General features: G+C 70.1%; 18 protein-coding genes and 1 pseudogene. 5 read left to right on the top strand and 14 right to left on the bottom strand.

Going from position 1 to position 20054, the window contains the following annotated elements; genetic code table 11:
* Window positions 1-37 precede the first annotated feature (37 nt).
* Together H4281_RS02235 and H4281_RS02230 are read right to left on the bottom strand one after the other, a co-directional pair.
* Window positions 38-499, bottom strand: a complete 462-nt coding sequence (locus H4281_RS02235; protein ID WP_182889168.1) for a nuclear transport factor 2 family protein — start codon at window positions 497-499, stop codon at window positions 38-40.
* A gap of 13 nt (window positions 500-512) precedes the next feature.
* Window positions 513-1424, bottom strand: coding sequence for a pyridoxamine 5'-phosphate oxidase family protein (locus H4281_RS02230; RefSeq protein ID WP_182889167.1), 912 nt, complete (start codon window positions 1422-1424; stop codon window positions 513-515).
* Between the two features lie 104 nt (window positions 1425-1528).
* Between H4281_RS02230 and H4281_RS02225 the strand changes: the two genes are divergently transcribed.
* Complete coding sequence (locus tag H4281_RS02225) at window positions 1529-2092, top strand: CGNR zinc finger domain-containing protein (protein ID WP_182889166.1); 564 nt, start codon at window positions 1529-1531, stop codon at window positions 2090-2092.
* 4 nt (window positions 2093-2096) lie between these two features.
* On the opposite strand, the gene H4281_RS02220 is transcribed toward H4281_RS02225, so the two are convergent.
* A complete protein-coding gene (locus H4281_RS02220; RefSeq protein ID WP_182889165.1) occupies window positions 2097-2657 on the bottom strand; it encodes a TetR/AcrR family transcriptional regulator in 561 nt (186 codons plus the stop codon).
* Between the two features lie 36 nt (window positions 2658-2693).
* Here H4281_RS02220 and H4281_RS45110 point away from each other — a divergent pair.
* Window positions 2694-3515: pseudogene (locus H4281_RS45110) on the top strand (DMT family transporter); the annotation flags it as partial.
* 22 nt (window positions 3516-3537) lie between these two features.
* On the opposite strand, the gene H4281_RS02215 reads toward H4281_RS45110, so the two are convergent.
* Window positions 3538-5793, bottom strand: a complete 2256-nt coding sequence (locus H4281_RS02215; protein ID WP_182889164.1) for a glycoside hydrolase family 15 protein — start codon at window positions 5791-5793, stop codon at window positions 3538-3540.
* Between the two features lie 445 nt (window positions 5794-6238).
* On the opposite strand from H4281_RS02215, the gene H4281_RS02210 reads away from it, so the two are divergent.
* Both H4281_RS02210 and H4281_RS02205 read left to right on the top strand, forming a co-directional pair.
* Complete coding sequence (locus H4281_RS02210) at window positions 6239-6697, top strand: single-stranded DNA-binding protein (protein ID WP_182889163.1); 459 nt, start codon at window positions 6239-6241, stop codon at window positions 6695-6697.
* A gap of 841 nt (window positions 6698-7538) precedes the next feature.
* Entirely contained in the window at window positions 7539-8183 is a 645-nt protein-coding gene (locus tag H4281_RS02205; RefSeq protein ID WP_182889162.1) for a hypothetical protein, read from the top strand.
* Window positions 8184-8193: 10 nt separating this feature from the next.
* Here H4281_RS02205 and H4281_RS02200 read toward each other — a convergent pair whose 3' ends face one another.
* The 3 genes from H4281_RS02200 to cmtR form a co-directional block, all read right to left on the bottom strand.
* Window positions 8194-8934, bottom strand: coding sequence for an SDR family oxidoreductase (locus H4281_RS02200; RefSeq protein ID WP_182889161.1), 741 nt, complete (start codon window positions 8932-8934; stop codon window positions 8194-8196).
* Between the two features lie 275 nt (window positions 8935-9209).
* Window positions 9210-9881 (bottom strand): cation efflux transmembrane domain-containing protein, encoded by a 672-nt coding sequence (locus H4281_RS02195; protein ID WP_220506590.1) that lies wholly within the window; start codon window positions 9879-9881, stop codon window positions 9210-9212.
* Complete coding sequence (gene cmtR, locus H4281_RS02190; RefSeq protein WP_182889160.1) at window positions 9878-10210, bottom strand: Cd(II)/Pb(II)-sensing metalloregulatory transcriptional regulator CmtR; 333 nt, start codon at window positions 10208-10210, stop codon at window positions 9878-9880. The genes H4281_RS02195 and cmtR overlap by 4 nt, the downstream gene beginning before the upstream one ends.
* Before the next feature lie 44 nt (window positions 10211-10254).
* On the opposite strand from cmtR, the gene H4281_RS02185 reads away from it, so the two are divergent.
* A complete protein-coding gene (locus tag H4281_RS02185) occupies window positions 10255-11061 on the top strand; it encodes a helix-turn-helix transcriptional regulator (protein WP_182889159.1) in 807 nt (268 codons plus the stop codon).
* 48 nt (window positions 11062-11109) lie between these two features.
* On the opposite strand, the gene gcl is transcribed toward H4281_RS02185, so the two are convergent.
* The 7 genes from gcl to H4281_RS02150 form a co-directional block, all read right to left on the bottom strand.
* The gene (gene gcl / locus H4281_RS02180) at window positions 11110-12804 is read right to left on the bottom strand and encodes a glyoxylate carboligase (RefSeq protein WP_182889158.1); all 1695 of its coding nucleotides are present in this window, start codon (window positions 12802-12804) and stop codon (window positions 11110-11112) included.
* 2 nt (window positions 12805-12806) lie between these two features.
* Entirely contained in the window at window positions 12807-13697 is an 891-nt protein-coding gene (locus H4281_RS02175) for a 2-hydroxy-3-oxopropionate reductase (RefSeq protein WP_182889157.1), read from the bottom strand.
* The gene (locus H4281_RS02170; RefSeq protein ID WP_182889156.1) at window positions 13697-14521 is read right to left on the bottom strand and encodes a hydroxypyruvate isomerase family protein; all 825 of its coding nucleotides are present in this window, start codon (window positions 14519-14521) and stop codon (window positions 13697-13699) included. Before H4281_RS02170 ends, H4281_RS02175 begins: the two co-directional genes overlap by 1 nt.
* A gap of 266 nt (window positions 14522-14787) precedes the next feature.
* A complete protein-coding gene (locus H4281_RS02165) occupies window positions 14788-15768 on the bottom strand; it encodes a 2-dehydropantoate 2-reductase (RefSeq protein WP_182889155.1) in 981 nt (326 codons plus the stop codon).
* A 585-nt stretch (window positions 15769-16353) separates the two neighbouring features.
* Window positions 16354-17301 carry a ferredoxin family protein gene (locus tag H4281_RS02160; RefSeq protein WP_220506589.1) on the bottom strand — a complete coding sequence of 316 codons (948 nt, stop codon included), beginning with the start codon at window positions 17299-17301 and terminating at the stop codon, window positions 16354-16356.
* A gap of 269 nt (window positions 17302-17570) precedes the next feature.
* The gene (locus H4281_RS02155; protein WP_182889154.1) at window positions 17571-18758 is read right to left on the bottom strand and encodes a cupin domain-containing protein; all 1188 of its coding nucleotides are present in this window, start codon (window positions 18756-18758) and stop codon (window positions 17571-17573) included.
* Between the two features lie 270 nt (window positions 18759-19028).
* On the bottom strand, window positions 19029-20033 hold the full coding sequence (locus tag H4281_RS02150; protein ID WP_182889153.1) for a pyridoxamine 5'-phosphate oxidase family protein: 1005 nt from the start codon (window positions 20031-20033) through the stop codon (window positions 19029-19031).
* Between the last annotated feature and the right edge of the window lie 21 nt (window positions 20034-20054).

The raw sequence follows: 20054 nt of genomic DNA, 5'->3' as shown, positions 1-20054 counted from the left end.
TCCTATACCCACCGGAAGGACGGCCGGGTTCTTTCTTTCACCACAACGGGAAGTCGGCCCCGCGCTCGGCCTCCGGCCGCGGCCCGAAGATCCGCCGCTGCGATTCGCCGATCCGCCGGTCGTTGATGGACGCCTCGCGCCTGCTCATCAGGCCGTTCCCGGCGAACTCCCACAGCTCGTTGCCGTAGCTGCGCCACCATTGCCCCTCCGCGTCGCGGCTCTCGTACTGGAACCGCACGGCGATGCGGTTCTCGCGGAAGCCCCACAGCCCCTTGCGCAGCGCGTAGTCCTGCTCGCGCTCCCACTTCGCGGCAAGGAACTCGACGATCGCGGCGCGGCCGACCACATGGGTGTCGCGGTTGCGCCACACGGAATCCGGCGTGTACGCGAGCGAGACCTTCTCGGGGTCCCGCGTATTCCACGCGTCCTCGGCGGCCTGGACCTTCCGCAGCGCAGCGGCGAGGTCGAACGGCGGGAACGGGGGCCGCGATTCGGTCATGACAGGGGTCCCTTCACTTGACGAGCCGAGGATTGCGCGGGTACGGCGCGTGCGCGACTTGCCGGGCCACCGGACGGCCCTCGACGACGCGGTGCACTTCCAGCCGGACGATCCGGCCGGTATAGCCGTCGTCGCCGGAGCGGCCGGCTTCGCCCCATTCGATCGCGGCGGTGCCGGAGACCTGGAGGACGCGGCCGGTGGCGAAGTCGAAGAAGAGCAGCGCGGCTTCCGGGTTCGCGGCGATGTTGCCGAGACTGTTGAAGAGATTGTTTCCCGGATAATCGGGCCACCGCAAGGCATTCTCCTCGACGCGGACGAATCCGGGCGCGCCGCCGCGATGGGACGCGTCCGCGCCGTGCGCGGGATTGATGGTGCCGAGGAAGAACGTGTCCGCCGCTTGGATCAGCTCGGTGTCGCCCGGACTCAGTTCAGCGCGTTCTCCTGCTGGTGCTGCCGGCTCGACGTCTTGCGTGAGGTCCCGCTGCTGGATGTACTGCGGGCAGTTGCCGTAGGCCTGCTCGACCTCCACGATCAGGTGGTCTTTCGCGGTGGTCGCGAGCGTGCCGTTGATCCGGACCCGGCGGCGGGTCGCGAACTCGACGCTGGTCATGCCGAGCATCTGCCCGGCCGGAAGCCGGTGCAGCGGATCGCCTTCCGGCAGCGTGCGATGGATCGCGAGCGTCGTCTCCGACCTGGTCTCCAAGAACCCGGGCGGGCCGGTGATCGGCGACGTCCACAGCCGTCCGCCGGCGTCGCGTCCGGTCACGACCAGAAACGTCCGCTCGGCCAGAAACCCTGCCGTTCCCGGGGAAATCCCGGCCGGTTCGGCCATCCGGGACAGGCGCGCGGCCTGGCGTTCGACTCCCGCCTCCCGCTGGACGGCGAGTTCGCCGGAGTGGAACGCCGGCCGGATCGCGTGGCTCATTGCACCCTCCCTTTCTCACGGGTTTAACCGTGAGATTCCGTGAGAAGTTCTAGCATCCGCTTCTCACGGATGCAACCCGTTCCATCCGTGATACCGTCTCGGCCATGGGCATGCTGCCGGACGAGGTGGTGCCAGTCCGCCTGATGGCGACCGTCTGGGCCGACACGAGCGGGCTCCACGACGATCTCCGCACCCGTGAAGACCTCGACGCGTGGCTTGACGACGTCGGCATCGAGCGCGGTTCGCGCCCGCCCTCGGCCGCCGAACTCGCGCTGGCGCGCCGGCTTCGCGACGCCGTCCGCCGGCTCGCCGCCCAAGTCACCGCCGACGAGCGGCAGTCCCCCACCGTCGACCTCGACACCGCGCTCGGCGACCTGAACGACCTGGTGACCCGCCTGCCAGTCCCCCAACTGACCTTCGTGGCCGGGAAACTGCAGGAAGGCTCCTCCCGCGGCACTTCGCCGGTCGTCACCGGATTAGCCCGCGTGGCACGAGAATCGATCGCACTCTTGGGCGGACCGGACGCGGCGAAGCTGCGCGCCTGTTACGCGCCCGGCTGCGTGCTCTACTTCATGAAGACGCATCCGCGCCGCGAATGGTGCTCCGTCGCCTGCGGCAACCGAGCGCGCGCCGCACGGCATTACGAGAAGATCCGCTCGACGCGCTGACCGCTCAGCCCAGCAGCACCACCGCCGTCTGCGCCGCCCGCGCGAAGACGTTCTCGGCGACCCGCATTCCTGCCATCACGGTCGCGCCTTCGTGCAGCAGCATGATCTGCTCGGCCACCTGGCGCGGCTCCGGAACGCCCGCCGATTCGGCCAATTCGACGAGGACGCCGAGAAGCCACCGCTTGCTCTCGGTCATCACCGCGTACGCCGGATGCGCCGGATCGCTGATCTCCGCGTGTGCGTTGATCATGCTGCAGCCCTTGCCGCCGTACTTCTTCGCCCACGCTTCGGACGCGTCGAACACCGCCAGCACCCGGTCCCGCGGCGTCGTTCCGGCCCGCTCCAGCCACTCGCCCAGGAACTCCCGCCAACGTGCGTCCCGGGCGGACAAATACTCCACGACCAGGCGATCCTTCGAGCCGAACCGGTCGTAGAGCGTTTTCTTCGCGACGCCCGCCTTCGCCGCGATGACGTCGACGCCGACCGCGTGGATCCCGCGTTCGTAGAACAGTTCCGACGCGGCGGTCAGCACCGCTTGCGCTTTCGGCGTCCAGTCGATCGTCATGGCCCCAGTGTATACCGATCTGTATAGTCCAGCGCCATGGGTAAACAGAGCGGTATAGTCGGGGCGGCCGTCCTGTTCGTGGTGTGCTGGTCGTCCGGGTTCATCGGTGCGAAGCTCGGCGCGGCGGACGCGTCCGTGCCGACCGTGCTGATGTGGCGGTTCCTGCCGCTGGCGCTGCTGTTGGCGCCTTTCCTGCGCCCTGGTTCGATTGGCGAACTGGGCAGGCATGTCTTGATCGGCCTGCTGTCCCAGTCGGGCTATCTGCTCACTGTCTACTGGGCCATCGGCGAAGGCGTCAGCACCGGCACGACCGCGCTCATCGACGGCGTGCAACCGCTCGTCGCCGCCGCGCTCGCCGGTCCGCTTCTCGGCGTCGCGGCGACCGGACGGCAATGGGCCGGGCTCGCGCTCGGGCTGGTCGGCGTGGTCCTGGTCAGCTGGTCGGACGCCGCTTCGCACGCCCCCGCCTGGGCGTACCTGATCCCGTTCGCCGGAATGCTCGGGCTAGTCGCCTCGACCGTGCTCGAACGCCGGGCTCGCGTTCCCGCTCCCCCGTTGCGCGCGCTGGCCGTCCATTGCGCCACCTCCGCGGTCGTGTTCACCGCGCTCGCACTGGCGACCGGGAGCGCGGCGCCGCCCGCGTCCGGGCACTTCTGGTTCGCCCTCGCGTGGCTGATCGTGCTGGCGACCTTCGGCGGGTACGGGTTGTACTGGCTGCTCGTCGGACGGATCGGCATGACGGCGGTGAACAGCCTGATGTTCCTGATCGCGCCAGTCACGTCGGTGTGGGGCACGGTGTGGTTCGGCGAGCCGTTCACCGTGCTGACCGGCGTGGGACTCGGGCTGGCCCTGGTCGCCGCCGTCGTCGCGAACGGCCGGGTCAGCCGCCGTAGCGCTGCCGCACCACCTCCGGGGTCTCCAGGTTCTTCCCCGCGTCCGTGTTCTGCGCGAGCCGGAGGTACTGGCCTTCCGCCCACATCAGCGGCGCCGCGCTCCCGGTCGGACGGCCCAGCCCGAAGCACGCGACATCGGCGCGATCCCACACCTGCTCGGGAATGAAGTACCCGTCGTTCGCCGCGTCCGCCATCGACTTCAGGTAGACCGCCGCCGGACGCCCGTTGGCCAGCTCGTACTCGCCGCGCTCGCCCGACAGGACCGGCCAGAGCCGCCCGAACCGCTGCGGCCCGTTCGCCGGCCAGCCGGTGCAGGCGGTGGTGCTCTCGCCGTAGTTGTCGTGCGGGTAGCGGTGGAAGTAGATGTCGCCGTTCGGGGTCCTCACCTGCATCGACGCGTTGCCGTCGCGGGCCGCCGCCGTCGGAGCCACCGACTCGGCGACTTCGGGGTCCGCCGGTCCGCGGATCCCGAGCCGGACGAGGTCGAGGAATCCGAAGTCGACTACGTCGTGCTCGTAGAAGCACCCTTCGTCGAAACAGATCTGCCCGGTGTCGTTCGGGTCGGTTCCCTTGTCGATCCGCTCGTAATACGTGTGGCCGCCCCAGTAGCCGGCGGTCGTCCGCGTCCAGCTGTCGAGCTGCGCCCGCCACGAGTCCGCGGTGGACTCCCACTGCTGCGCCGCCGCCGTATCGCCGTTCGCCCGCGCGATCGCCCCGGCCGTCACGAGCCCCGCGACCTCGGCCGCGATCGACGACGGCGACCGGCCGTACTGCTCCTCCCACCGCTCCGTCGTCGCGGGCCCGCTCGTGCGGATGTGCTCCGCCGTCACCTTGACCCGCGCGTACGTCGCCGCGTCGGTGAGCCCCGTCGTCCAGGCGAGGATGATCGCGTCGGAATCCTGGTCGAGCTGCTCGCAACAGCCGAGTTGCTGCGGCGTGGCCCCCTGGACCCCGCTCACCGGGCTGTACCGCGGAAACGCCCCCGCCGGATACGTCGTCCCGTCGCCCTGGGTGGGCGCGGAGATCCACTGCGAGGTCCACAGGAACTGCGCCATCCGCTTCGCCTGCGCCGCGTCGCCCGCCGCGAGCAGTCCGGTCGCCTGCTGGTACAGATCCCGGCCCCACACGCGGTGGTACCCGTCGTTGAGCACGTCGCCGTTCACGACGTCGCCCCACGGCGTGGCCAGCCCCGCGACACTCGCGCCGCGATGCGCCTTGTCCTCCGCCGCGTGCAACGCCATCAGCGCGACGTAATACGCCCTCCGCTGCCGCTCGTCGCCCGCCACGCTGCCCGGCGCCGCCTTCAGGCTGCCGACATACTCCTCCCACCCGCGCCGATACGCCTGCTCCAGATTGCCGAACCCACTGGCCAACGACCCGTCCGCGGCCGCCGCCGCGCCCTGGACGTCACTCCCGTACCCGAGCGCGACCGAAAACGTCGTGTCCTGCCCGACCGGTATTTGTCCACACTGGACTACGTTGCCGTGATCAGTGGAATCGAAGTGATTCGCAAGAGTTCGATGTGCCCGCAAGTCTACCAGGCAATCGCTGGCGGCACCGGAATATCCGTTGTCATGCGCGACGAATCCGGTCGACGCCCGCAACGCCGACGCCACAGTTGTCGTGGCCCCGAACAACTGCTCCGTCCCGCTGGCCGTCAGCCCGGTCCCGTCCCACGCCGCAATGTCGTTCGCCGCGCCACCCGCCATCGACGGATTCGCCAGCAGATAAACCTGGTACTGACCCCCGTCAAGCGACTGAAACCGCGTACGGGTAAGGAGAGTCGGCTGCCCAGCGTCAGTCACGTACGTCGTGGTGATCCGATAGCGCCCGCTCTTAGCCGTGTTCGTGACCGTGTACTCAAGCGCCTTCTCGTCCGGCATCGAAACGACGTGCTCCGTCGCGTCGCGCTCAAGGTCCACAAAGGACTTACCGTCGGTGACCACGTACTGCATGTCCTGCATGTTGGCCACGTCCGCGCGCGGATAAAACACCTCCGACGCGACCCCTCCCGCGACGGTGAACCACAACGGGCTGGCAGTCCCGGCCGCCGTCCCGAGGGCGGTTTTGTCCCCGGTTGTCCACGATGACGGACCGCCGCAACAATCCCCCGGCGGCTGCGCCGCGCTTGTCGCCGAACCGGCCTTCGCCCCGACCTCCGCGGGCGCGATCCCCTGCCCTGCCACCGAAATCCCCACGACGGCGACCACCGCCGCCGCCCGACCCCACGTCCCACCGACCATGCCGTTCATGCTGCCCGCCGCCCCACCCCGGAACAACAGCCGAACGGCGGGAACCCGCTCTGTTTCGGATCCCACCCGATGGAGTGACCGAGAACCCCCGGAAACTGTCGTACCCGGATGGTCTCCTGGTTCCCGAAGCGGCGCCCGGTCCCGGGTCCGCACCGAACAGAGGAGCCGTCACCATGGCCGGAGGACCCGTCCGCACCGTCATCGAAACCCTGACCGCACCCGCCTTCGCCCCGTCGAGTTCCGCAGCGTCTCGGAGGGCCGCCTTACGCACTAGCGCTTCCTCCCGCCAGCTCTTGCCAAGACCACGGCAGAGGCTCAAGAGACGCGACTTTCCACCGCACTCGTTATTCAGCAGTACCGAACGGCTGATTCACCAACAATCGACCCTCAGATCGGTCGCCATGGATTTGGCTGCACACAACAAAGGAGTTTGAGCATGGCCGGAGAAACCGTCATCACCGTGGTCGGAAACCTGACTTCGGACCCGGAGCTGCGCTTCACCCCGTCCGGAGCAGCGGTCGCGAATTTCACCGTCGCGTCAACACCTCGCACTCTCGATCGGCAATCCGGCGAATGGAAGGACGGCGAGGCCTTGTTCCTCAGGTGCAGCATATGGCGGCAAGCAGCGGAAAACGTCGCAGAGAGCCTCACGCGGGGAGCAAGGGTCCTCGTCACCGGACGGTTGGCGCAGCGGTCTTTCGAGACCAAGGAGGGCGAAAAACGCACCGTCGTCGAACTGCAGGTCGACGAGATCGGCCCTTCGCTGCGGTACGCGACCGCCCGAGTCACCAAGGCCAGCCGAAACAGCGCCGAAACGAACGGACCAGGCGGGGACGCCTGGGGCGCCGCGCCGGTGGCCGCCGGCGCCGGCCTGGGTGAGGAGCCGCCGTTCTGACCCTTCTGGTGTCGCTGCCCAGCGAGATACCCGGTCGGCGGCACGGCCGACCGGAATCCCCGCGACCGCCGACGGCTCCGCTTTAACCGGAGACTGGCTGGAATACCCGAGAGCCGAGTATTCCGGCCAGACCCCGGGTACGCCGCCGCCATTGCCGCCGTCATTGCCGACGGCACCTCCGTGGCACGCACCCGCGGCGCACCGGGGGCGCTCCGCTACGGACCGGCTGCCGACGCTGCGAGGCCGCCGCACGCCCCGCGCGGCGTCCGCGCCTCGGGGCGGCACCAGGCTGGTGCTCGACCGCCGCCCGGCAGACGAGCACCGGCCACCGCAGCCGCACGCCACCGGCGGCAGTCGAACGCCAGCCACCGCAGTCACGTGCTAGCCACCGCGGCCACACGCCACCGGCCGCAGACGAGCGCCAGCCACCGCGGCCGCACACCACCCACCGCAGTCGAGCGCCAGCCACCGCGGCCACACGCCACCGGCCGCAGTCGGACGCCAGCCACGGGCGGCCGCGCACCGACCATCGGTGGGCGCATGCTGACCACCAGCAGCGCAGGCCAGCGACTCGAAATCGGGTGCGACCCCGCAGCAGCCGGGCACCGCCGGCCGGCCACCGGGTTCCTGCAACGAGCGGCCGCACGCCAGTGAAACGCATAGCGCTGCCAATGCCCGGCCGCCACGCACCGGCCGCCAGCGGGCCGAACCCGACGGACCGCCTGCCCAGCGACCCCGACCCACAGTGGTCTGATCCTTTGCCAGAAAGGTCCATACCATTTGCCCAGAAGCCGACTAACGGCCCTGACCGCCCGGAAATCCCGCTGGTAGCTTCCGAACCATGCCCGCATCTCGCCGGACCAAGGCCGGAACCACTGTCCTCGCCGCGATTTCCGTACTGCTGCTGGCCCCGCTTTCCGCCCCAGCCGCCCAGGCTGCCCAAGCCGCGCCCGCCGCGCAGCACCGCGCCGACGGGCAGGACGAATGCAGCACCCCGTCGATCAACCGGCTGCAGAAATGGCTGGCCAGCGGCGAAGGCACGACCGTCCCGCCCACCGGAAGCCTTCTCGTCCCGGAAGGCGACGGCTACGCGGCGAAAATCGCCTTCCAGAACAACGAGTGGCACGTCGCCGTCGTCTGGCTGGGCAACCAGTTCGACGCGCAGGCCGACCTCAGCCACTCCGCCGGATTCTGGCTGACCTACAGCGCCGACGACGACTTTTACGTCCAGTTGCGCCCCGCCTCGCACTGGAGCGGCGGCGACAAATGGCTCACCCGCATCCCCTCGACCGGCGGGCAGCTGGTCCGCACATTCTTCCCGTTCGACGCCTCTTCCTGGACCTGGCTTCCCGAACTGGGCCAGCCGCAGTACACGTTCGCGTCCGCGCTGACCGAAGCCCGCGGGCTGGTCTTCGTCGGCAAAACCCCCAACTCGCTCGACTTCCGCGAACTCCTCATCGACGGTTACCAGCCGCCGTGCCTCTGACCCTCGCGCGCTAGTTCTGCACAGCGGGCCGGATGGTGATGTCGCCGATCTCCACATCGTCCGGCTGCTCGACCGCGAACGCGATCGCCCGCGCCACCGCTGCCGGATCCAGCGCGAACTCCTCGAACCGCCGCCGGATCTGCTCCCGCTCCGCCGGATCGTCGATCGAATCCGCCAGTTCCGTCCGGACGAACCCCGGCGACACCGACGTCGTCCGCAGAACACCGTCCGTGGATTCCTGCCGCAGCGCCTCCAGAATCGTCCGCACCGCGTTCTTCGTCCCCGCGTACACCGCCTGCCCGGGCACGATCTTCAACCCGGACGTCGACACCGTCGTCACCAGATGACCCCGTCCCTGCCGCCGGAACACCGGCAACGCCGCCGCGATCCCGTTCAGCACACCGCGCACGTTGACGTCGATCATCGCCGACCATCCGTCGACGTCCCCGTCCGCCACCGGCCCCAGCTTCGCGATCCCGGCATTGCCGATCAGCACGTCGAGCCGGCCGAACTCCTCGACCGCCCGTCGCACCAGCCGTTCCAGGTCCGCGCGCCGGGTCACGTCGGCAACGCACGCGATCGCGCGACCGCCTCCGCCGCGAATCTCCTTCACCAGCGCGTCGAGCCGATCCTCGCGGCGCGCGCCCAGGACCACCGCCGCGCCCCGTGCGGCGAGCAGCCGGGCGGTCGCCTCGCCGATTCCGCTGCTCGCCCCGGTGATCGCGACGACTTTCCCTGCCAGAACTGGCATTCCCTACCCCTGACCTTCATGCGGACACGTGTCCGGTCAGCTTAACGGACACGTGTCCGCATAAGTCAAGGCATCAACATCGGCTGAAGCGCAGTCAAGGAAGCGTGAGCGTCGGCGAAATCCAGGCCCGCGTCAGGTCATGCTTTCGATCCGAGACGACCCACCGGAGAAAGGCCCGCCAAGGTGAGCGATCTAGCCGCCGCACTGATGCTGATCGGCGTGTTCATCGCGCTGGCCATGAGCTTGCGCGCCGTCCAGCAACGCCTGACCCGCGATCAGCAGCAGTGCTCGCCCCGCCAGGCCTCGAACCCCTCGCGGACCGCGACCGCCGCGATCGCCAATCCCGCGACCGGATCCGCCCAGTACCAGCCGAACAGCGCGTTCGCCAGCAGCCCGACCAGCAACACGCCGGAGAGGTAAGCACAGAGGAGCGTCTGCTTCGAGTCGGCGACCGCACTCGCCGAGCCGAGTTCCCGCCCGGCCCGGCGTTGCGCGCCCGAAAGCACCGGCATCACGACCAAGGACACCGCGGCGAGCACGATCCCGACCGTCGAATGCGAAGCCTCATCGCCGAACAGCGACCGCACCGCATCGACCGCGACATAAGCCGCCAGCAGAAAGAACGACACCGCGATCACCCGCAGCGCAGCCCGCTCCCGCCGCTGCGGATCCGCGCTCCCGAACTGCCACGCCACCGCCGCCGCGGACAGCACCTCGGCCACCGAGTCCAGCCCGAACGCGATGAGCGCCGACGACGAGGCGATCGTCCCGGCCGACACCGCGACGATCGCCTCGACCACGTTGTACGCGATCGTCCCGGCGACCAGCCACCGCACTCTCCGCCGCAAGACCGCCCGCCGCGCGGCATCCACCACCGGAGGGCCAGCCACCGACACGGCCTCGCCACCCGACGAATCCGCGCAACAGTCCCGGCAGGGCTCGGTCATCGCGCCGCCTGCGTCTCGCCGGCACACGCGTCCGTCGGAGCGACAGCCAAAACCACCCGCGTCAGCTCCGCCAACGCGTGGGCGAGGTGCGGATCAGCGATCGCGTACCGGACCTGCCGCCCCTCGTACGTCGCGATCACCAGCCCGCACCCGCGCAGGCACGCGAGATGGTTCGAGACGTTCGACCTGCTCAACTCCAGTTCCGCGGCCAGCTGTGCCGGGTACACGACCCCGTCCAGCAGCGCCACGAGAATCCGGCAGCGCGTCGGGTCCGCCAGTGCCCGGCCGAGCCGGGCGAGCGCCCGTTCGCGAGTCTCAGAGGTCAGCACTGCCGCAACAGTACAGCACTCACTGAATCAAATACACTGGTGCGGTGGACAACCTCCTCGGCGACTTCCTCCGTGCCCGGCGAGAGCGGATCTCCCCGGCCGACGTCGGCCTGCCGGACAACGGACGACGCCGTGTGCGAGGACTGCGCCGCGAGGAACTCGCGCTCCTGGCGGGAATCAGCAGCGACTACTACATCCGGCTGGAACAGGGCCGCGACCAGAACCCGTCAGCACAGGTGCTCGACGCGCTGGCCCGGGCACTCCGCCTCGACGAAGCCTCCCGCCAGCACCTGCACCAGCTGGCGGCCCCAGCCCAGCCCGGCCGAGCCGAGCCGCGAGTGCCCGCGAGCATCGCCGAGCTGATCTCCACCTGGGCGACGAACCCCGCCTACGTCCAGGACCGGCTCACGAACGTGCTCGCCGCAAACCCCGTCGCCGCGGCGGTTTCGCCCAACTACGCGGTCGGGCGAAACCTGCTCCGCGCGGTTTTCCTCGACCCGGCCGAACGAGAGCTCCGCCGGGACTGGGACCAGACGGCGGCCGACGGCGTCGCCGGTCTGCGCGCCGCGCTCGGCCCCAGCATCGCCGACCCCGCGGCAGCCGGACTCATCGCCGGCCTCACCGCCGGCAGCGAAGAGTTCCGGGATCTCTGGTCCCGGCACGACGTCAGGCCCCGTACCGGCCACCTCGTCCGTTTCCGCCACCCCACAGCCGGAAATCTGGATCTGCACAGCGACAAACTCGACATCCCCGGCCCGGTCAGCTTGCAGCTGGTGGTCTTCCACGCGACGCCAGGAACCCGCGACGCCGAGGCGCTCGCTTCCCTGGCCGGCCTGATTCCCGCGCGCTAGCACCGGGAACCGGGCCGGAGCACCTCGATGCCCCGGCCCGGTTCCCGGTCAGTCAGCCGCTTCGAACTCGCGCACCGCGTCCAGTGCGGCGCCCATCGCGGCGTTGCCCTCGCGTTCGATCATGATCTCGACCAGCACCGGCCGCCGGGTGCGTTCGGCTTCCTTCCGCGCCCATTCCAGCGACGACCGGATCTCGCCCGGGTCTTCGACGCGCGTGCCCGAGCAGCCGTAGGCCTCCATGATCTTCACGTTGTCCGTGCCGTGGTCGTCGTAGTGGATGTCGACCTGGTAATTCATCTCGTAGGGCAGCTCGGACTGGCGGATCAGCCCCAGGTACTCGTTGTTGAGCATGACGAGCACGAACCCGACGTCGTACTGCGCGGCGACCGCCAGCTCCTCCACCAGGAACTGGAACGAGTAATCGCCGACCACGCCGACGACCTCCGCGTCCGGCCGGGCCTTCTTGACCCCGATCGCGGCCGGGATCTCCCAGCCGAGCGGGCCTGCCTGGCCGCACACCTGGTAGTGCCGCGGCAGATGCGCGCGCTGGAACTGCCCCGACCAGATCTGGTACAGCCCGATCGCCGTCACGAAGTACGTCTCGGGGCCGTAGAACTCGTTGAGCTCCTTGAACACCCGCGGCGCCTTGATCGGCGTGCAGTCGAAGTCCTCCTTGCGCGGCAGCTCCGCCTTGAGGTCGCCGAGCCGCTTGACCCACGCGCGGTCCCGCGCCGGAGCGGTGCGCGCGTCGAGCGCCGCCAGCAGCGCTTCGAGGAACTCCCGCGTGTGCGAAACGACGCCGAGGTCCGGTCCGAACACCTTGCCCAGCTGCGTGGGCTCGATGTCGACGTGGATGAACTTCCGGTCGCCGCGGTACACCGACAGCTCGCCGGTGTGCCGGTCGCCGAACCGCGCGCCCAGCGCCAGGACCAGGTCGGATTCCAGGAACGCCGCATTGGCCCAGCGCTGCGACGTCTGGATGCCCGCCATGCCGGCGAACAGCTCGTGGTCCTCCGGGAAACTGCCCTTGCCCATCAGCGTGACCCCGACCGGGACGCCGAGCCGCTCCGCCAGCCGCCGCAACGGGTCGCTCGCCTCGCCGAGCACGACGCCGCCGCCGGCCAGGATCAGCGGACGTTCGGCGGCGAGCAGCATGTCCAGCGCCCGCTCGACCCGCGCCGGAGCCGGTTTGACCGTGCTGACCGGCAGGGCCGAATCGATCGACGAATCCCACTCGATCATCTGCTTCTGGACGTCGATCGGGAGGTCGATGAGGACCGGACCGGGACGGCCGGACCGCGCGATCCGGAACGCCTCGCGGAAGATCCACGGCAGTTGCGCCGCTTCCTTCACCTGGACCGCCCACTTCGTGACCGGCCGCGCGATCTCGACGATGTCGACCGCTTGGAACGCTTCCTGGTGCAGTTTCGTCGTCGCGGCCTGCCCGGTGATGCACAGGATCGGGACGGAATCCGCGTGCGCGGTGTAGAGACCGGTGATCATGTTGGTGCCCGCCGGACCGGACGTGCCGATGGCGACGCCGACGTTGCCGGTGGTGCGCGCCCAGCCGTCGGCCATGTGCGTCGCGCCTTCTTCGTGGCGGACCACCAGATGGTCGATGCCGCGGCCTTGCATCGCGTCGTAGAGCGGCAGGATCGCCGCGCCTGGGCAGCCGAAGGCGACGTCGATGCCTTCGTCGACCAGCACGTCGACGACTGCCTGCATAGCGGGGACCCGGGCCATGGTCAAACCTCCTCGGACGAGCGGCCGGACAGTTCTTCGACGACCTTCAGCAGCGCGGAGTGGTCCAGCGAGCCGTAGCCCATCGCCCGCCCTGCCGCGACCAGCTGCGCGACCAGGCCGGTCAGCGGGAGCGCCACGTCGGACTGCCGGGCCGCGGCCAGCGCGATGCCCATGTCCTTGTGGTGCAGGTCGATCCGGAAGCCCGGCTCGAACTGCCGCGCGACCATCGACTTCCGTTTCAGTTCCAGGATCCGGCTGCCGGCGAGACCGCCGGCCAGCACGTCGAGCCCGGTGCCCGCGTCCACTCCGGACGCTTCGAGCAGCACGATCGCCTCGGCGACCAGCCCGTAGATCCCGCCGACCACCAGCTGGTTGGCCGCTTTCACGACCTGGCCCGCGCCGTGCGGGCCGACGTGCACCACGGTCTTGCCGAGCGTGTCGAAAACCGGCTTCGCCGCGGCGAAATCGGCCTCGTCGCCACCGACCATAATGGACAGCGTCGCCTGCTCGGCTCCCGCTTGCCCGCCGGAGACCGGAGCGTCCAGCACGCGGATCCCCTTGGCCGCACCGGCTTTCGCGACCTCGATCGACGTCTCCGGCCGGATGGTGCTCATGTCGGCCAGCAGCGTGCCGGGCGCGATCGTGTCCAGCACGCCGCCCGGGGCGAGCACGACCTGCTCGACCTGCGGGTGGTTCGGCAGCATGGTGATCACCACCTCGGCCGCGGACACCGCGTCGGCGACGTCCTTCGCGGCGCGGCCGCCCGCCGCTTCCAGTTTGGCCAGCGCGTCGGCGTTGAGGTCGAACCCGCTCACCTCGTGTCCGGCGGCGGCCAGGTGCGCCGCCATCGGCGTGCCCATCACGCCCAGTCCGATGAACCCGATCCTGCTCATCAGTTTCCCCTTCGCTCGTACGGCAGCCAGGCCAGCGAGTCCACAGTGGAGCCGTCCGGTTTGTACTCGACGCCCACCGGTCCGGCGTAGCCCGCCGCCTGCAGCTTTTCCAGATGTCCTTCGAGATCCAGCTCCCCCGTGCCCGGCTGGTGCCGGCCCGGCGCGTCGGCGATCTGCACGTGCCCGGTGCGCGGGGTGTAGCGGGCGATCACGGTGTCGAGGTCGTCGCCGTTGACCGCCAGGTGGTAGAGGTCCGCGAGCAGCCGGACGTTGTCCAGGCCCAGCTCGTCGAGCACCGCGACCGCGTCGGCCGCGGTCTTCAGCGGGTACGCCGGGGTGCCGGACAGCGGTTCGAGCACCAGCTGCGCGCCGATGCCCTCGGCCGCTTTCGCCGCGGCAGCGAGGTGCGTGCGGGCGAGGTCGTCCTGTTCGGACGGTGCCACCCCGTCGATCCGGTTGCCGTACAGCGCGTTGAAGCTGCGGCAGCCGAGCCGTTCGGCGAGCCCGAGCGCGACCGTCAGGCTCGTCGCGAACTCCGCCTCGCGACCGACCCACGACACGAGCCCGCGCTCGCCCGCGGCCATGTCGCCCGCGTAGAAGTTCAGCCCGGTCAGCTGGACGCCCGCCTGCTCGACCGACCGTGCGAACCGGTCGACGTCGGCCCCGGACGGGTCGGCGCTCTCGAACGGCCACCAGTACTCCACCTTGGTGAAGCCCGCTGCCCGAGCGGCCTGCGCGCGCTCGAGCAGCGGGAGTTCGGTGAACAGGATCGACAGGTTGGCGGTGTAGGGCAGCGAGTGCCGCTCCCCGGCGGGACCGGTCATGAGTACCTCGGCTCCTCACATCTCGATCAGCTAATTTCGCTTTGTGGAAGTTTTCTTCCGTAGTTCGAGAATAGCTGGACGCGGAGGCTTCGGTCAACGGGAAGCACGCAGGTTTCCGCGACGCACTGGGCGCGCCGCGGCGCGGCCCGCGTCGGACACGGTCGAGTGCACACGCCTCTGGCGGCGCTCTCCGGGAGCAGGTTCGACCCAGACCGTCCACAGTGGTCATTCTTTATTCCACAGTGGACAGACTGATGATTTTCTTTTCAGCCGACCGGAATCGCCGTCCGGTTGAGCAATCCGATCGCGGCGTGCACATGCCGCAGCGCAGGAGCCTCGACGCCAGTCAGGTCCGCGAGTTCCACGACCGCCCCGATGATCGCGTCGATCTCCAGCGGTTTGCCCGCTTCCAGGTCCTGCAGCATGGACGTCTTGTGGTGCCCGACGCGCCACGCGCCGTCGATCCGCTTCTCCACCGACACCCGCGGGTCCGCACCCGCCGCCCGCGCGATCGCGAGGGTTTCGGTCATCATCGCCGCGACCAGCGCGCGGGTTTCGTCGTGCTCGCACATCTGCGCCATGGTCGCCCGGGTGAGCGCGGACAGCGGATTGAACGCGACGTTGCCCATCAGCTTGACCCAGATGTCGTCCCGCAGCCTCGGCTCGACCGGGGCCTTGAGCCCGCCCGCGACCATCGCGTCGGCGAGCTTCCGGCAGCGGACGGAGCTGTCCCCGGACGGTTCGCCGAGGGAAAACCGCGTGCCCTCGAGATGCCGGATGACGCCCGGCTCCTCGATGACGGTCGAGCAGTAGACGACGCATCCGATCGCCCGCTCGACGTCCAGCACCCGGCTGGTCGCCCCGCCCGGATCGACCGCTTCGACCCGGCGGCCGGCCAGCGGATGCCCAGTCAGCCCGTGGAAATACCACCACGGAATGCCGTTCTGCGCCGCGACGAGCGCGGTGCTCTCGTGCAGCAGCGGTTTCAGGAGGGCGCCGCAGTCCGGGTACGAATGTGCTTTGAGGCCAAGGAAAACGTAGTCGACCGGCCCGACCTCGCGCGGGTCCGAAGTGACGTGCGGACGCGCCGTGAAGTCCCCGCGAGGACTCCGGACCGCCACCCCGCCCGCCGCCATCGCCGCGAGATGCGCGCCGCGGGCGATGAGGTGGACTTCGGTGCCGCCGCGATGGAGGGCCGCGCCGACGTACGCGCCGATCGCTCCTGCGCCCAGAACCGCCACCCGCATGGTCGCCTCCCGGTCGGGATACCGCCGATGTTAGATTGCATACAGTATCCCGTATCGTGACGACGGGCCAGGTTCTGGTCATCGGAACCGGCGATGACGAACTCCGGGTCGATGAGGTCGGCCAGGTGGCCTGCACGGGACTGGAACGGCTTCCCTGACGAGACCGCCCGCACCGCAACGCCTCCCCGGCGGGGCCGCCCACACCGCAACCCCTCCCCGACGAACCCGCCCACACCGCAACCCCTCCCCGACGAGACCGCCCGCAACGCAACGACCCCTCAGCCGGGACCCCAGTGCCGCGGCGAATGGGTTCGCCGCGCTCCCTGCGCTGGAACGACGCCGCTGGCGCGGGCGGCCAGCCGAGCACCGCGGGCGGGGCAGGGAACGATGCCGGTGGCGGCGGCGCGCCGCCGAGCAGCGTCGTGAGTGTCTATGCCGGTTCTAACCGGCATAGACACTCACGAGCGCGAGATGCCGGGCACCTCCGTGTCCGGCAATGCGAAGCCGCCGCCCGGCCAGCCGCCCGCGGACGGTCAGTCGGTCGCATGGCCAGCTCTCCTCGCCGAGCGACCCCGAGCACCGGCGTCAGACTTCGCGCACCGACTCCGCCACGAACCCCGACAGCACCAGGCGCGCGGTGCATCGGCTGTGCGCGGAGGCTGTCGGCGCAGCCCGCCGGACCACCACCTCGTACCGCCGCCCGCCCGCGTCGACCAGCACACTCCGGGCGTCACCCCGGGATTCCTCCGTCACGGCCAGCACCGCGTCGAGGCCCCGCAGGCCAGTGCGTCCGCGAACCTCGATCTCGGCGAACTGCGACCACGCACTCCCCGCCGAGGTCCGGCCGCGGAGGTTCTCCAACCGGACATTGCCGCCGAGTGCTTCCTTGGCCGCCAGTTCAGCGTCGGGAACCGCGAGGCTGCCGTGGAGAAAGCCGTCGGGCACGGTCAGGAGATTTCCGGCCCACCGGTCCCCGCCGACATGGCTGACCTCCCACACCCGTCCGGGATGGTTCTGCGCGAGGCTCGTGGCCAGCGGACGGCCGAAAACGGCGCAGCACATGTCCTTGCTGCCGTGAGTGCAGACGAGAAAGAGCGGCCCCGACACCGGTTCCCCGTGCCCGCGACGTCCGGCAGCGACCGCCTCAAGATCAAGGTGGGCGAGTTCGGCCAGGTCTGCGAGGTCGAGTCGCTCCGTCCAGCGGGCGCCGGGCTGTCCGCTCGCGACGTAAACCGTGCGCGGCGCACCCGGCGTCCGCGCGTGCCGACCCGGCTTGCGGATCAGCAGCGGACGGAGGCCGGCAGCACGTGCGGCGTCGAGACGCTCGGCGGGGAACACGGCGGACAGCGCGTCTTCGAGCGCGTCCGGCCCCCATGAACCCGGCTGCTCGACCAGCAGCCAGGACGTCATGCGCGCGGCGGTTCCCGCGGGCTCGCCGCCGAGCTCCCGAGTGAGCGCGGCGCATCCGGGCGCGGCATTCCGGCCCGGGAAGCAGATCCCCGGGCCCGAGTGCGGCACGTCGGGCTTAGGCATGCCTAAGTATAGCTGACGGCCCGTCCTGCTCTTTCGAGGCAACCGTCACTCTCGCGCGACATCACTCGATCGGGCAATGCTCGCGAGGACTCCGGACCGACATGCCGGTGGCTCAGCCCAGGCCGAAACGGCGGATGACCAGCGCGCGCACCGTCCCGTCAGATCAGGGCCGGATCAGCAACGGGGCAGGCGACCTGCCCCGCAAGCCCGGCGTCGCACCGCCGACTCACCTCGACGGCACCCGCACCACCGCTCGGCGAAGCCCGTGGTCAAGCCCGAGCCACCAGCCCCTGAACCACCAACTCCCGCAACAAAGCCCGCACAGTCGCCGGAGGCACCCCGGGCGCGGCGTCGACGAGAACCTTGAACGGCTGCGGACCGCACCCGAGCAACGCGGCGAGCACCGGTCGCGCGGCTTCGGCGAACACCAACCGTTTCCCGGCTCCGACCAGGGCAACAGTCCCGTCGTCGTCGACCAGCGCGGCACGCGGGACGAGCAGCCTGACCTCGAAGTCGTCGTCCGGCGGCAGCAGGTCCGCCGTCGCCGCCCACGGCAGGCCGACGCGGGTCTGGGCCGGGGCCTGGGCGTCCCGGTCGGCAAGGAAACGGCCGACGACGTCGCCCGCAGTTGCCTCGGCGAGCCGGCGGCGGAGAGCTTCGGCCCGCTCGGCCCGCGCGTCCGGACCGGCGAACCGCGGCAGATCGGCGCGGAACAACTCGTCGGACCGCAATTGGTCGGCCAGCCACGCGACGAGGTCCACACCGGTGGCGGCGTTGAACCCGATCGTCAGGTGCAGCGACTCCTCGCCGACGGCCGACACGTCGTGCCAGTGCCCGCGCGGCAGGTAAAGGACGTCGCCGTCCTCCAGCAGGAAGTCGTCGGACGGCTCGCCTTCCGGGCGTTCCGGAAGCTCGACGTCCCGTTGCAGCGGCGAACGCCGCGTGACCCCGTGCAGGCGCCACCGCTTCCGCCCGGAAAGCTGGATGATGAACGCGTCGTGGTCGTCCCAGTGCACGTCGAAGCCGTGCGTGGTACCCCAGCCCGCGTACAGGTTGACCTGGATGCGCTCGCGCAGGTCGTGTTCGAGCCTGCTCGCCAGTTCGCCGACCTCGCCGACCAGTTCGTTGACCGAATCGAGCACGAGCGTCGCGCCGGAGCGCAGGTGTTCGGCGAACGGGGCCGGCAGCACGCGCGGAACCAGGCCGTTGCGCCGGGTCGACACCATTTCGGTGTACGTGTGCGCGGGGACGACGTCGCCGTCGAGCGCGAGCCGCAGCCGAGGGAACTCCAGGCGGTGCTGGCGCAGCACACGGTCCAGTTCCGGCCACGGGAGCAGCGACGCGAACCGGCCCTTCTCCCCCGGGAACCGCCGCGGTTGCTTGCCCAGGACGTCTGCGAAGAACTGGCCGGCCTCGAGCGGTGCGACGAGGCCGGCCAGTCCGGGAATCTCCGTCATGGAGCGCGGCAACGGCTAGTCGTTGCCGTCGTTGTCGGCCACGGCTCCGTTGGCCTTGCCGCGGTCGACCGCGGCGGTCAGCGGTTCGACGCTCAGCAGCAGGCCGCTGGCGGCCGTGTCGGTGTCGGTTGTCATGCGTTCTTGAGCCATCCGGACCTCGCAACGTCGACGACTGGGCGCGCCTCACGCTACGGGAGATCGCCGGGGCGGACATCGGTCATTTGAGTAGTCTTCGGCGCGCCGTTGATCACCCTCGGCCGAACCGCCCGGTCAGAGATTCTGCCGGTAATCCTCGTCGAGACCCGCTCGGAGCAGGCGCTCGTCCACCCCGTCCCGCACCAGTTTCGCGGCGGCGCCCGCGGTCTCGTTCAGCTTGAGGTGATCGGTCCAGACGGTCGACGGCCGCGGCAGGTCGGCGGGGTCGACGTGCCGGGCGGGGTCCCACGACCCGGAGTCACGCAGGGCACTGTTCTGTGCGAGCCGGACGGTCTCGACGTCCACTTTGAGCACCGCTTTCGGGGTGCGGTTGCGCTCGGCCATCGACTCGCGCAGCCCGGCGTCCGTGCTGACGGCCGCCTTCCCGGTGATCTCCAATGTCCGATAGTCGCCGGGGACGACTGCCAGGACAGCCACCTCCGGGCGCTCGACGACATTGTGGAACGTGTCCGTGCGCCGGTTGCCGGGCCGATCGGCGAGAACGACCGTCGCCGGGCCGATCATCCTGGCCGCTCCGGGCGGATCGCCCTTGGGACTGACGTCCGCGCGCCCGGCGCCGTCCCGCGACGCGATCACCGCGAACGGTGCGGCCGCAAGGAAATCGGCCGCCGCCGGTCCGAGGACGGAGCCCTCCTCGACGGCGTCCCCTGGCGCCGCTGCCGGTCCCCACAGGTTCGAGCGGATCACTGCTTTGCCGCAGTGCAAGAACGCTTCCTCGACGAGAAGACCGTCTTCGGCGAGAGTTCCGTTGATCCGCAAGGTCTCGCGCCAGCCCGGGACGAGCACCAGCAGCGCGGCGCCGGTGCCCGGCGCTGCCGATGGCGGGGCGGGGAGCCGCAGCCGCGACGTGCTCTCCGCCTCGGCGAACCCGGGAGTTCCGCCGACCAGTCCGGCCCGCTGACGCCCCTCGGCGTCGACATAACCGAGCACAGCGGCCGGACTGTGCGCGAGCAGCGCCAGGCAATGCGGGTCGAGACGGTCGATCGACTTCATCATGACCGGCAGCGGCCGCTCGCCCACGACGCGTTCCAGTTCCGGCACCGCACGGATGATCCCCATGGAGTTAGGTTAGCCTAACAA

The organism is Amycolatopsis dendrobii (genome assembly GCF_014145675.1).
GTDB classification, from domain to species: domain Bacteria; phylum Actinomycetota; class Actinomycetes; order Mycobacteriales; family Pseudonocardiaceae; genus Amycolatopsis; species Amycolatopsis dendrobii.
This window is presented reverse-complemented; position numbering and strand designations above follow the sequence as displayed.